Below are 13,687 nucleotides of genomic sequence, written 5' to 3'. Positions count from 1 at the left end.
GCTTCTGCCGTCTTCGCTGACCCTCGCGAAGCGTCCGAAGCGGGGGGATGATGCTCGTTGTCATTGCCGACGCCATTTCCCCGTATGATGCCAGCTTCAGACAACTCCGCTGCCGCCTTTGCAGACCCTGGCTCCGAAGCGTGCTGTGAACTACCGCCCGCTTCGGTGCTAGAGCCCCCGTTGATCGGCTCATTCTTCGATGTGAGATTTTCAACTGCCGTCACCGTCGCGCTATGAGCAAGCACGATCGGTGATACATGAGCCGACGGGGCGGACCCATCATCGTTCTCATCCGTTGTATTCACCGAATCGCTAGTGAAGGTTCTGAACCTGGTCGCTCCCCCTAAGCCGGTCCGAGCCTGCCCGAATTCGAACCTCAGGCCGTCATCGGCAAGAGTGTTCCAGACTGCAGCGGCTCCGAGTGTGCTCTCGCTCGTCCCGATAATTATGTGGGTACTGTCCGCATCCAGAACAGCTTCGGTTGCGGTCGCCGATGTCAGCGCTTCTTCGAGCTGCTCCAAGGTGATCGCGACAAACGTGCCTTCCGGCTGGCCGGCGAAATCCGCCTCTGCAATGGAGACGATCCCCTGCAGATGGATTTCCAGCAGGCCCCGGTCCCCGACATCAAGAGTCCGATCGGTCGGATTCACGTAGACGATCGTTTCGTTGGTTGCGGGATTGTAGATCCAAGCGAGGGTATGCGGCGGTATAGACTTGCTTGCTGCTGTCATATGGAGCCAGGCAAGCGCTCCGAAAGCGGCAAGATTGATCCTGCTCGATCCAGATGCGAAATCGAAGCCGGAGTGGGAAGAGGTCGAATGGGAATCGATCGGGGAGCGAAAAACAACGTTTTCGCCAACGTTGCCGCCCATCAGTTGATCGCGGCCATCTCCGCCAATACCGGCACCGCGACCAGAGCCCAGTGAGCCAAGAGGTTCCTGCAGGTTGTCATCCGCAGCGCCATGGCTCATTTGGCTCGAAGTGCCTTCTCCAGCGACGCGTTCGTCGCCGGTGGTCACAAGCGCGGCAGGCAGGCGCAAATCGTGCAAAGGGAAAGCCGGAGGCGAGCCGTCTACATCATTGGTATCAGCATCGGTTATTGCGGCCAGTTTTGTGTTCGCATTCTCGCCGGTGACCACCACGAAGCTGTCGATCGGCGCTTTGCCCGGGTCATGCGATTGCACGGCAAGATGGGGGTCGTTCAGTGCGTAGATCAACGCACCGGTCAGAGTGGCGAAGGTGCCATACCCTCCGTGAGTCAACGTCGGCGTGGACGCAAGCCGCGGGAATTGATGTTCCGCAGTCGGGTCACCAACGATCTGTGTGTCGCTGGTTCCCCGCAGTAATGGCGTAGGAAGATTGGGCGTGCTCGATCCAACTGGGCCGTAGTCTTTCCATGGTTTGGAGCCTACGGATTGCTCAGCCGGGCGCAGCCCTTCCATTGCCGCCGTCGGGTTCGTGACCAGGCTCGCCTTGGCGAAGAGGTCCCTCTCGGTGGGCGTCTCGCCGGAGTCCCAGAGCACGAGGTGTCGGAGAATAGCTCTTTTCCAGGGCTCATATTCGGCATGCTCTCCAGCGCGACCGGCGCTATCGTCATCCGGATCCACATCGTTCGCTTCCGACGCCTTGAGTTCGTCCGCAATTGCGAACGCCAGAAACGCCAGCGCAGGCAGGCCGAAACCGGACGGGCGCCGCAACAACGCGAGGGTAGCGAGCACAGTTCTGTTGGTAATTTCAAGCTTCTGAAATATGTTGTACAGGTGTACTTTGACTGTCCCTGGGGAAACGTTTAGCTGGCGCGCGATCTCCTTATTCGACATTCCTTCTGAGACTAGCTGTACAATTTGACGTTCCCGGTGCGTCAACAGCTCCAGCATCGTTTCAATTTTGCCGCCGCCGTCAGTTCCCTCGCCGGCTGGAAAGAGATCGGATTGCTCGGGCGACACGCTGCGCTCTGTCATCAGCCGCAGTAATCGCAGCATAGTGGCCGACGAAGCATGCTTCGAGATTGCGCTGGAGGCGCCAGCAGCAATAGCTGCGGCCAGATCGTGATCTGCTTCGGATTCGGTAAACAACACCAAGCGCGTGGGGAGATTCTCAGCTTTCGCAATCGCGAGGATCTCGGGTACCGTCAGATCTGGCAGGTTGTCAGCAACAAGCGTGACGTCGGGTGTCAAATTCCGAATTGCTTCGAGGCACCTTGTCCCATCGCTGCATGATGCGACAACGTCGAAGTCCTGCTGTGCCCCGAATACCGACTTCAGTCCCTGTAGAACGATCGGTTGTCGATCTACGATCAGAAGCCGGATCCGTCTCTGCTTCACAGACACGTCTAACATTGGAACTCTGCCTCGGCCCGGCCATCTATGTACTTCGGCATATGGCCGGGGCCAAGCGGCATTATTAAAATACAATTAATAGAATAGGGAAAGAGGGTAATAGAGTAGGGAAAGAGGGCCCAACGGCTTAAAAATGACCCAAAATCGCAAGCTTTTATGGTATTTAGGTGAGAAATATATCATTTGACCCAATGGCCATTGCGATTGACTGGCTTGACGCTTACCGCGCGGGCGACATCGAGGCGATCTTAGAAATGTATGCCGAAGGTGCCGTGGTTCGCTGCGGCTGCGGGGGCGTCAAGACCGTTACCGGCCACGAGGCACTTCGTGCCTATTGGATTGATCGCCTCCGAGAATATCCGGCGGGTACATTGAACGATCTCAATCCCTCGCACGACGGGACCATTATCTCGTACGTCACCAAGAGTGGTGTCATGAGTGCGCTCTTCTCGTTTGACGTTACCGGGAGGATCAAGGAGCTGGACTGCAGTCCCTGCCACTAGACCCGCGGCGCGATCCAAGCCCGCGTTGGGTGACGTGTTGGCCTTGCAGTGCAAAGCCGGCGTTCCCGTACGAACGCGTCGTTGCGAGCCCGTTGCGTGCCACTCCTTAGCGATGGCATGTCGAAGGACATACGCCTTCAGCGTCTTCAACGCGGATATCAGTGGGCCATATGCCTACGTCGCGGCATGCGATTGTCGGGCCGCGCGCGCGCGCCATCGATCATGGGAACCATATCTGTGGTGGTCGGTTGGCTTGCTGTTGAGCTGCACTCCGCAGAGCAGCTCAACACATCGGCATGAGTTCTAGTGCCGAGTATCCGTCGGGAGCCAATCCCATGATGGACCATGCGACTAGAATTGGTAATCGTTTGTTAGCAGCGTTGCCGCCAGCGGATTTTGCTTTGCTAGCGCCTCATCTGCGGAAAGTCGTGATCGAACGCAATTCCGTGCTCATCCGATCGGGCGATCGGATCGAACATCTTCTCTTCCCCCTCAGCGGCGCGATCGCCGCGATCACGGAGCTGCCGAACGGGCAGACAGTTGCCACGGCGATAATCGGGCATGAGGGCGCTGTGGGTTTGACGTCAGCGTTTGGCGCATCCGCCGCGCCCGCGACCGCGGTCGTCCGCCTATCCGGGGCCGCGCTGCAGATCTCGCCTGCGCAATTCCTGGCAGCCCAGCATCGCAGCCCCGCAATCGCATCCATGGTGCAGGTCTTCACGATGTCGTTGTTGACACAACTCCAGCACGTGGCGGCCTGCAATGCGCTGCATTCCGTCGAAGCGCGCTTAGCGCGCTGGCTTCTCCACATCCACGATCGTGCGAATGAAGGTGACCTGCTCCCGCTGACGCAAGAAACATTGTCGGAGTTGCTCGGCGTTCGCCGCACCACCGTCACGCATGTCGTGTGCACAATGCGCGCGTCAAGAGCGCTGAAATCCAGTCGGCGCGGCCAGCTCGAGATTGATCGGCCGCGGCTCGAAGCCGTGGCATGCGAGTGCTACAAGGTCATGAGCCGCAGAATCGATCGGATAGTCTCGCACGGCGCGGTCGGGCTCATCCCTGGGGCTCCAGCGCGGCACCCCCGCTCACCCGGTAGCCGAATAGCCGGGACAGGCTCGTAGGCCGGTTCGCTTTCCCGAGCCATCCGCACGCACCGCTTCGGTCATCCATTTGCTTTGGGACGCTCGCTACAACACCGCGATTTATTGAAACCAAGCAGCACGGGCATGAGCTTCGCCTGTGCGAAGCTGGAACGACTGCCCGCGGTCCGAGCTCGACATGGGGGACTGTCCGCCTTGCGCAGCTTGCGCTGACGATTTTCTTCTCGACCTACCCGGTCTCTGAGCTTCTCGAGTTCTGCGAGCTGGGCGACAAGCGCTTCGAGACGCTCTCGAAGAAGGGCCGCAGGATTCTGCGCTCGAATGCGGGTATTCATGACACGCCTCCTGACCGAGTCTCCCGGGAGGCCGCTCGGCTGGCCAGATATGCTTTCGGCCTCGCGTTTGACCTGTCGGAGCACAAGGCCCCGGCCCGGCTTGACCGCACGGCAGCCCATCGAGCTCCTTCATGGGATGAGAAGATCTTACCGGCTGGATTGGGTTGCGCTGGAAATTTGAGTACTAGCTCCGGGGCAATCGGCCTTGCGCTTTTCCTCGTCTTCTTCTGCGCAATCGACCCCACCATCTGCACTTGGAATTCCAGAGCCGCCGCCGGTTGCGAAGGGCCCTTTTGCATTGCCTCCGCCAGCACCGGCCCCGCCGCTACCGCCGGATCCGCCGCCGGATGTCCCTCCGGCACGAGAAGATCCAGCAGAGCTACCACCAGGTGCTCCCCCACCCCCTGATGATCCGCCGCTGGAGCCCTCCGGGGCGGCCGCGGACGACCGATCATTGTCGAAGAACGACTGGCCGCTGTCGCTTTGCCTCGGCCCGTGCAGGCCGCCCGAACGGGCAATGGCTTTTGAGGTCAGGGAGGTGGACAGAAGCAGCGTCATGGCAGGGGGCGTCACGGCTGCAAATCTTCCGCAGGTCTTCAAAAACTCCCGCCGGTCGTCATCCTCGTTGCCGTCACGGGTCACGATGCGCCTCCTCGATTTAAAACGATATTTAGATTATTATATATTAAATAGATTTTCAACCAAGAATTTTCTTTACCTGGCGAGAGGTTGCTGAACGTGCGCATGCCCGGGACCGAAACTCGGCAATTTGCCGCGCTTCCCCCGATTTTCCGAGCACACTCGCCCGACGCACCGATTTGAGTTGCTTCCCGGAATTTAATTTAGTTAAATTAATTAACCACCGGGCGGAGCCCGGTTACAATGGATCACTGCGATGCCACTGCAATTCTATCGGTCCGTCCGGGACATGGAGATCTGGAGTGCGAGCAGCCACGGCTTCTCGTTCGTGATCAGTTTCGAAAGCCCGGGAGGTCCGGGCTTTCACGGACGCTTCGGCTACCTGGCGAGTTGGCGTCCGCTCCACATCAACCAAGCCGCAATCAAGATTGGCGGCTCGCCCTTTCGAACGTTGTCCGAGGCCGAAGGGGCCTGCCTCAACATGATTGAGCATCTGGCACCGCGATAGGCCGCCCCTCGCGCAAACTCCCGAACGCGCGCCAGACGTACCCGTCAATTCGCGCTGGCGGGATCCTGACGCAACAGATTAGGGGAATCCGGCTCATCTGGCGCTGCATGCAGCTCCCTTCGCGAGATCGCCAATGCTGCGAGAACCGTACGATTGCTGATTTCCAGCTTCTGGAAGATATGATGAAGGTGGACCTTGATCGTACCGTCGGCAAGATTCAACCGACGCCCAATCTCCTTGTTCGATAGCCCCTCCGATACGAGCCGCATGATCTGCCGCTCCCGGTCCGTTAGTTGCGTCAGGGGCTTCACACCGGCGAGGTCGTCCTCGCTGATGTGCCCAGTGCTCGGCGAGGCCGCAGCTTGGCCCTGGGCAGCTTTCCGCAGGGTTGCGACCAGCATCTCCACGTCCGAATCCTTCGAGAGGACGATGCAGGCGCCGTCCAAGGTCAGCCTTTTTAACTCACTGTCGCCCGTGATACCGGTGAAGAAGATTACCGGAGCGCGTGCGCCGACGGCGTTTGGACGAGCGAGGATCTGCTGTCGACTGAAGTCGGGCAGTGCAGCATCGACAAGCGCCACGTCCGGTGCAAGAAATCGAATTGCCTCGATACAGCTTGCGCCATCGCCGCAGGAAGCAACGACCGCAAAATCACGCTGCGCCGCAAGAACGCTCCTAATTCCTTGCAAGACGATCGGGTGTCGATCAGCGATAACAATTCTGATGCGGCGCATGCTTCCCTTGCCTGTTGCTAACAACCCCCCTTGCGGCCGTTTAATCCCACTCTCCTTTTGAGACGCGCGGGTTATAGCCAGCCAGCTCCGTCAATAATGTCGCAGGTCTTAGATCGGAGACAGCACCTGACGGCAACGCTCGATGGCCACACTATCGTAACTCGCCCAGAGAATGCGTGCAGCACCGTAAGAATGCGGTGCTCGATCCAAAATTCGAAACCGCGAATTCTACGAGGATAATGACATTCCGACTACAATTTCTGATGGTTTCAATCTGAAAATAATCGCCAGGAATGTCCATCGGCGTACTAAGGGGCGAGTCGCTATTATGGTCAACATCCAACTAACTTAGTTAGAGCCGAATATTACGAACGATATATAGGGACATTCACGATTCAAATCTAACATTCGACGAAGTTTCATTGAAGCGAGGCCGTTCGTGAACGCCCTCGCTCCGGGAAGGGAGGCGAGAAAAGTATTACTATTCATCAAAGCAACGGCTGGTAACAGAACAAGGCCGCGGTTGATCGTGGCACGTGTAGTACCGCTGGAAGTCCAGCAATGCGTTTGAAGCCGTATTTCGATAATTCAGCAACTTCAATGATTAGCACGGACGTCGTTGGCAATGAGTAGGTGTTCACATGTATTCTTCGGCAGTTTTGCGTCAAACACATAAGGCCCTCATCGTTCAATTCACCGAATTGCAGAACTTACGTAGTCGCGTATTGAAAGCAGAGGAGCGATTGCTCGCGCCCAAACGACGAGCCCACGGACGGAGGGCGTTTAGGAAGCGACCGCCCGGTCGGAGACACGGTCTCAACCGCTAGCACCAGGTACTGCGCTGCACACGAGTGCGGCCGCGCGGCCGGATCGCGCTTGCCCAACCCTGCTATGACCTGATAATGCCCGCTCTTGATTCGGTTGGGAAGTAGCTGGGGACGGCTTCCATGGAGAAGAGTGACTGGGCCAACTCGACCACGGCCGAGCTGTGGCGGCTTTACGATGAGGTCACGACCGTTCTCAGTCGGAGGATGACCGCGGAAAAGGCCAAGCTTGAAGAGCGGCTCCGCAAAATTGAGGGGACCGCCGTTTCGTCCCCGAACGGGGAACGTCCGCGCCGCCCCTACCCCCCGGTGTTGCCGAAATACCAGAACCCGAAGGACCCGGACGAGACCTGGTCCGGTCGCGGCAAACAGCCCCGCTGGCTGAAAGCGCAGCTTCGAGCCGGTAAGAAGCTAAATGATCTCCTAATCGACCGCTCGTCGGCCCAAAGGCGCCGCCGGACCGGCTGAGCCTCCGATTCTCGGACGTGCGCTCGGGACGGTGAGGCTTCCTTTGCCTTTAGCGGTTGCCATCCGGTTTCCCATTGGGACTGCCATCGCCACCGTTGTTGCCGTAGCCATTGTTGCCCTGCACAATTCGACCGCCGGAACTGGCGATGGCGGTGGAGGTCAGCGAGGTGGACAGCAACAGCGTCATAGTCGGAGGTGTGACGGCTGCAAATTTTCCACAGCTCTTCAAGAACTCGCGACGATCTTCACTGGCGGGGTCGAGGTGGGTCATCAGCATTATCCTGCAATCGTCGGTCAGCAAAATTAGACCGAAATTGGATCTACGGCAAATTAAATTTGTTAATTCAACAATTTCAAATTACCGAGTTCTCTACCACGTTGTACCATGGCAAGGTTCTGATTGAGGCGCTGCAGTCGCGTCCTTGAGGGCACCGCTGCACATTATTGACATTAATAAATAGATTTATTATTATAATAAATATATTATTTAACTTGCAATCAACTTCACTCATAAAGTCCGTTCGGCGCGCAGGGGCTCAGCGTAACTCGACCATATATTTACGCGCGTTGTTCCCAAGGTGGCAAAGCGAAAGGCAGTTCATGACAGCAACCGAGGCCGGAGCAGCGTTCAGGCAATTGCGATCCGGCTTCGATACGGCCTTGCGACCAGGATTCTCATTGCCGCGTCTCGGTGGCCTGATGAGCCGAGCCCTTGCGGGAACACTCTTGGACCTCTCTGAACTAACAGTTCTCACGGAGGCCGCGACCGGGGCCTACGCCGTGACAGCCGTCCTTGCGGCCATGGCCGGAGCCAGGCACGTCTATGCCTTCACGAAAGCTACACGGCACGGCACAGCAGCCGATGCCAGGCAACAGACGCTAGAGCTTGCAGATTCGGTCGGCGTGGCCGATCGCATCGACGTCTTGGAGCAGATCACCCCGGATATCCTCCAGCAAACCGATATTGTAACGAACAGCGGCCATCTTCGGCCCCTTACCGCCGCGCTCATTGATAAATTACCGAGGGACGCCGTCATCGCCTTGATGTTTGAGACCTGGGAATTTCGCCCCGAGGACCTCGACATGGAAGCATGCTTGCGGCGCGGAATTCCCATCGTCGGCGTGAACGAACGCCACCCGTCAGTCGATGTCTTCTCGTTTCTCGGTCCGCTGTGCGTGAAGCAACTCCACGATTGCGGCTTATCCGTTTACAAGAATCGCATTGCTGTGCTGTGCGACAATGATTTTGTTGGCTCGCTCCGCGCTGGTCTGGCGAACTCTGGAGCGAGCGTGGACACCTTCGACGACGCCCAGGCCATGTATCGCGACGAGTGGGATGCTGTCATCGTCGCGCTGCGACCAGCGGCTGAGCCACGCATCGGTTCGCCGGAAGCGACGCACCTCGCTGCTTGCGTGCCCGCTGGTGCCATTGTCGTGCAGTTTTGGGGCGATATGGATCGGACCGTATTGTCAGCAAATGGATTGGGCGTTTGGCCAACAGCGCCTCCGGCATCGGGGCACATGGGCATCCTCCTGTCGGAGATTGGCCCTGAACCGATCGTGAGACTGCAGGCAGGCGGCCTCCGCGCTGCTGAGTGGGTGCGGCGCAGTAGACCAGTTTCATCTGACGGAGTCGCGCAAATCGTCGTTCAGCCCCGATCGAGCTTTCGCCAATTCACGCCCGATCCTCGCCGATAGAGATCGACGAGCAGGAGCATAGCCTAGGCGAGAAACACCATGCGACGGATGTCGAATGCAACCGCAGGCGCAACAGTCAACGATGGGAATCCCGTCGGGGGCCGCGCAGGGTCCGTGATCCACGAGTGGCCATGAAGGGCTCCTGCGCCAGACAACACCCAAACTTCATCGTGAGATCGGTCGCCTCCAGAAGCGCAATGCGCTGCTCTCCCTGACTTGGGGACGATCAATCTTCCCGCGCATCGAGGAGCAGCGCCGACCAGGCCTGTTTCAACCGGGGATAATCTTCGCGTGTCATTCGAAATGTAATGACGTCGTCGCCGTTCCACCAAGCCTTCGGGGCAATCTTTTCGATTTGGAAACCAAGGCGAATATGGAAGTTCTTCGAGGCAACGTTCTTGCTTTGCACGCTGGCAAACACGACCGAGAGCCCTAGCTGCACGAACGCGAACGAGAAAAGCAGATCGAAGATCTCGGCTAGAAAAAGGCGCGCACCCGGATCGACGATCAACCGTGCCACATCGCCGCGTTTTGTCGCGAAATCCAGGTTTGCGAGGGCGATGCTGCCAGCCGGTTTCTTCGAGCGCTTGAATTCGGCAATGAAATAGTAGTCGTCCGCCCTAGCCTGGTAGCCTCGGAAAAACGCTTCCTGCTGAGCCAAAGTTAGCCTTTCTCGGGTCAGGAACTTGCCCAGAACGGGATCGTTCCGCCAAGCAACGATTTGCGCGGAATCCTCCAGCTGGATCTCTCGGAGGACCAGGTTATTTCCCTCGGGGAGCCGTTTGAGGTTCTCAGCCTTGGCGGAAAGCGTACACGAGCCCGACGGCTCTAACTCAATGTGGCCGGCCATGTATTTATTCAACCTCCACTTTAACATTTAAATATATTTAATTGACCCAAGGGATAGCATTATTTATTGTGAGCGCAAATCAAATGATGCTTTCCTTGGTGGAGGCTTGCCATTCTCGCTACTGTACCCGTCTTGCCCGACCGGCACGTAGATGATGCCGAACTCAAGTCCTTGGCGCTATCCGGCGATGCGGCGTTCTGGGGACACCTCGCCGCCCGCTCGCGGCAAGCGACGAGCTTTTCAGAACTGTTTTTTCTGTCGACGCTTCGAAAAAAGGCCAAGCTACCTGCGAACGAAAGTGTCCAGCCGAAACTCCGCCTCGCCTTGATCGGCGGCTACAACCTGTATCCGTTGCACGAACTGGTTGCGCATCTCTTGGTCACTCGTGGAGTCGAATGCGAACGCTTTCTCGGGGAGTACGATAATTTCGTCTCGGAAATCCTCGACGCCTCGAGCCGACTGTACGCCTTCAAGCCGGATCTCGCCTTCATTCTGCCGAACGCGAGCCACTACCGGTTTTCCGGCTCGCTGCTCGATGCTGTGGAGCATCAGCGCGAAGCTGCTGTCGGCGCCGCGGAGCATCTCCTCAACCTCGCGCAGACTTTCATCAAACGCTCGGGCGCGGCGGTGATTCTCGCCAATCTTGCGCTGCCCGGCGACCTCGATCTCGGCTCTTTTCGTTCACGCACGCTCGGTGCCGATTGGAGTTTCCGCAAGGCGGTGAATCTTGAGCTCGGGCTCCGGGCCCCGGCCGGAGTGCAAATCTGCGACGTCGAATTCCTCTCGGCACGCCGAGGGACCATGGCCGCGGAAGATTCGCGAGCGTGGTACGAATCGAAGCAGCTCGGCTCACCCGATTTCCTGGTGGACATCGCACAAGAGCTAAGCCACCTGATCGCCTCCCGCAAGCAAGGCCCCAAGAAGGTTCTGGCGGTCGATCTCGATAACACGCTATGGGGCGGTGTGATTGCGGAGGACGGCGTCGAGGGAATTGAACTTGGTGACACGTCTCCCCGCGGCGAAGCATTCAAGGCTTTCCAGAACCACCTCCTTGCCCTTTCCGAGCGCGGCGTCCTACTTGCGGTATGCAGCAAGAACGACGATGCGCGCGCCCGCGAGGTATTCGAGAAGCATCCCGAGATGGTTCTCCGGCTGGAGCACTTTGCAGCCTTCCAAGCCAATTGGAACCCGAAGTCCGACAACCTGCAGCGGATCGCGGATGAACTCCGCGTCGGCCTGGACAGCTTCGTCTTCGCCGATGACAATCCGGCCGAGATCGAGATCGTGCGTCAGTTTCAGCCTCAGGTCGAGGGCGTGCTCCTCGGGGCGGATCCCGCCGAATTCATCCGTCGCCTCCAGGCCGGGCGTCATTTCGAGCCGCGGAACGTCACCGAGGAGGATCTCGAACGGACGGCGCAGTATAGGCAGGAACGGCGACGTACGGAGCTCGCGGCGAGCGTAACCGACATGCCAGCCTACCTCGCCTCGCTGGAGATGCGAGGTACGATCAAGGAATTCGACCCGCTGGACCTGCCTCGCATTGCCCAGCTGATCGCGCGCAGCAACCAGTTCAACCTGACGACGGTCCGTCGATCCGAAACCGAGATCCAGGGGCTCCTGGGAAGACCGGACTACCGGTGCTTCACGATGCGGCTCGAGGATCGCTTCGGTGATTCCGGGCTCATCTCTGTGGTCATTGCGAAGATCGAGGGCGGAGTCCTCGTTCTGGATACCTGGCTGATGAGCTGCCGCGTGCTCAAGCGCCAGGTCGAGAACGAGATCATGAATGAGATTTTTCGGCTTGCAGAGGCCGCCGGCTGCGCAACGGTGCGCGGCATTTATCTTCCGACGGCCAAGAACGGAATGGTTGCCGGCATCTACGAGGAGTTTGGCTTCGTGCGTACGGAAGACTCCGCCGCCCGAAAGGAGTTCGAGCTCAAGGTGGAGAAGTATCAGGGGTGTTCGACAAAGATCCGCATAACCCGGAGGGCTTATGAAGCAAGCTGAAGTACTGACGAAGTTGCAGGAGGTATTCGACGGAATCTTCCTTGAGAAGGTCGCGGCCAAGCCCGAACTTTCGGCAGCCGACGTCGAAGAATGGGACTCGCTCATGCAGATCTCGCTGGTCATCGCTGTCGAGCAGAAATTTCGCGTGCGATTCCGCGTTGGCGAAGTCGAGGCGGCCCGGAACCTGGGTGAATTCGCCGACCTGATCGCGAAACGGATGGAGCCATAAGAACTGGAGTCGCGAGCGTTCGAGGCCGGGGGTAAGCGCGCAGCCCCCTGCATCCGAATTTGCAGCGATTGTTCCCCCCGGAATGGCGGGCGCAACTGGTGCACGGGTTGGTCACGCGCCTGCTTCTTTCAACTTCAAGAGAAATTGACGAGGGTCGCTTTTCCGACAACGAAAACAGTTTTGATTTAATTTATTTTGTGATATTTAATGTTTTAAATTCGAACGCTACGGCAGATTACTCCGGCGACTCATAAGTCGGCCGGCAATTTCAAATCATAGACCATTGTGCTGACTAGCCCGGAGTACAGAAAGTGGCCACCACCACTCTGTTCACCACCCAGACGCCGTCCATCACCAATGCCACCGACGGGACAGGGGCCGACTATGAGCTGGGGATGCGCTTCACCAGCGGCACGTCCGGCGTGATCCAGGCGATCCGGTACTACAAGGCCTCGAACGAGACCGGCACCCATATCGGCCACATCTGGTCGGCAACGGGTCAGGAGCTGGCGACGGTCACGTTCACCAACGAAGGCGCATCGGGCTGGCAGCAGCAGGCGCTCGCCATGCCGCTCACCATCGCGGCCGACACGACCTACGTGGTCTCGGTCAATATCAACAGCTATTACGTCTCCACCCCGCAGAGCTTCGCCTCGGGCATCAGCAATGGTGGCCTGAACGCTCCGGCCGGCGCCGGCGTCTTCGACTACAGCGCGGGCGTTTTCCCGACCGCCACCTATCAGAATACAAACTACTTCCGCGACGTCGCGTTCGCGGCGGGCTCGTCGACGCCCAACAATCACCCCGGTACGGTGAGCGTCAGCGGGACCCCGACGCAGAATCAGATTTTGACCGCGACGGTGAGCGATGCGGATGGAGTGCCGGGCACCGTCACCTATCAGTGGCAGAAAAGCACGAACGGCACCGCGTGGAGCAACATCGCCGGCGCGACGGCGAGCACGCTGACGCTCGGGCAGGCCCAGGTCGGCAGCTTCATACGTGTCACCGCCTTCTACACGGACCTGCTGGGCAGCAGCGAGACCCCGGTGAGCGCCGGGACCGCCACGAAGGTGGCCAACGTCAACGACGTCGGCGTCGTCACGATCAGCGGCACGGCGACCCAGAACCAGACCCTGACGGCCAGCGTCACGGATCCCGACGGCGTCCCGGCGAGCATCACCTATCGCTGGCAGAGTAGCCCCGACGGCACCACCTGGACGAATCTGTCCGCCACGACCTCGAGCCTCACCCTCGACAGCAGCCTGGTCGGCAAGCGGATCCGGGTGAATGCCACCTACACCGATCTGCTCGGTACCGGCGAGAACGCAATCAGCGCGGCCACGACGACGGTTACAGCTGCGAGTGCCACCACCACCCTGTTCACCACCCAGACGCCATCCAACACCAATGCCACCGACGGGACAGGGGCGGACTATGAGCTGGGGATGCG

11 protein-coding genes and 1 pseudogene are annotated in these 13,687 nt (G+C 58.8%); 7 read left to right on the top strand and 5 right to left on the bottom strand.

What is annotated here, in order from left to right; translation table 11 throughout:
• The coding region (locus tag BM190_RS39025; protein ID WP_092263322.1) for a response regulator transcription factor at positions 1-2,339 on the bottom strand (2,339 nt) is incomplete at its 3' end.
• A 191-nt stretch (positions 2,340-2,530) separates the two neighbouring features.
• Between BM190_RS39025 and BM190_RS39020 the strand changes: the two genes are divergently transcribed.
• Positions 2,531-2,842 (top strand): nuclear transport factor 2 family protein, encoded by a 312-nt coding sequence (locus BM190_RS39020; RefSeq protein ID WP_177237550.1) that lies wholly within the window; start codon positions 2,531-2,533, stop codon positions 2,840-2,842.
• Positions 2,843-3,177: 335 nt separating this feature from the next.
• On the top strand, positions 3,178-3,966 hold the full coding sequence (locus tag BM190_RS39015) for a Crp/Fnr family transcriptional regulator (protein WP_018319900.1): 789 nt from the start codon (positions 3,178-3,180) through the stop codon (positions 3,964-3,966).
• A gap of 602 nt (positions 3,967-4,568) precedes the next feature.
• On the opposite strand, the pseudogene BM190_RS41550 reads toward BM190_RS39015, so the two are convergent.
• Positions 4,569-4,925: pseudogene (locus BM190_RS41550) on the bottom strand (hypothetical protein); the annotation flags it as partial.
• Between the two features lie 546 nt (positions 4,926-5,471).
• Positions 5,472-6,161, bottom strand: a complete 690-nt coding sequence (locus BM190_RS39000) for a LuxR C-terminal-related transcriptional regulator (RefSeq protein ID WP_049814957.1) — start codon at positions 6,159-6,161, stop codon at positions 5,472-5,474.
• A gap of 947 nt (positions 6,162-7,108) precedes the next feature.
• On the opposite strand from BM190_RS39000, the gene BM190_RS38995 reads away from it, so the two are divergent.
• Entirely contained in the window at positions 7,109-7,453 is a 345-nt protein-coding gene (locus BM190_RS38995) for an H-NS histone family protein (protein ID WP_092263312.1), read from the top strand.
• A gap of 49 nt (positions 7,454-7,502) precedes the next feature.
• On the opposite strand, the gene BM190_RS38990 is transcribed toward BM190_RS38995, so the two are convergent.
• A complete protein-coding gene (locus BM190_RS38990) occupies positions 7,503-7,724 on the bottom strand; it encodes a hypothetical protein (protein ID WP_026202269.1) in 222 nt (73 codons plus the stop codon).
• A 329-nt stretch (positions 7,725-8,053) separates the two neighbouring features.
• Here BM190_RS38990 and BM190_RS38985 point away from each other — a divergent pair, with 329 nt between their 5' ends.
• Positions 8,054-9,151 (top strand): hypothetical protein, encoded by a 1,098-nt coding sequence (locus BM190_RS38985; protein WP_244550908.1) that lies wholly within the window; start codon positions 8,054-8,056, stop codon positions 9,149-9,151.
• 226 nt (positions 9,152-9,377) lie between these two features.
• On the opposite strand, the gene BM190_RS38980 is transcribed toward BM190_RS38985, so the two are convergent.
• The gene (locus BM190_RS38980) at positions 9,378-10,001 is read right to left on the bottom strand and encodes a GNAT family N-acetyltransferase (RefSeq protein WP_143109202.1); all 624 of its coding nucleotides are present in this window, start codon (positions 9,999-10,001) and stop codon (positions 9,378-9,380) included.
• A 132-nt stretch (positions 10,002-10,133) separates the two neighbouring features.
• Between BM190_RS38980 and BM190_RS38975 the strand changes: the two genes are divergently transcribed.
• The 3 genes from BM190_RS38975 to BM190_RS38965 all read left to right on the top strand — a co-directional run.
• Complete coding sequence (locus BM190_RS38975; protein WP_092263304.1) at positions 10,134-12,008, top strand: HAD-IIIC family phosphatase; 1,875 nt, start codon at positions 10,134-10,136, stop codon at positions 12,006-12,008.
• A complete protein-coding gene (locus BM190_RS38970) occupies positions 11,995-12,237 on the top strand; it encodes an acyl carrier protein (RefSeq protein ID WP_018319893.1) in 243 nt (80 codons plus the stop codon). The genes BM190_RS38975 and BM190_RS38970 overlap by 14 nt, the downstream gene beginning before the upstream one ends.
• Before the next feature lie 311 nt (positions 12,238-12,548).
• A partial coding sequence (locus tag BM190_RS38965; RefSeq protein WP_244550907.1) for a DUF4082 domain-containing protein occupies positions 12,549-13,687 on the top strand: 1,139 nt, incomplete at its 3' end.

Origin of the sequence: Bradyrhizobium sp. Rc3b (assembly GCF_900114915.1) — a bacterium.
Classification (GTDB): Bacteria; Pseudomonadota; Alphaproteobacteria; order Rhizobiales; family Xanthobacteraceae; genus Bradyrhizobium.
The sequence above is the reverse complement of the archived record's forward strand: the minus strand, read 5'-3'. Positions and strand labels throughout refer to the sequence as shown.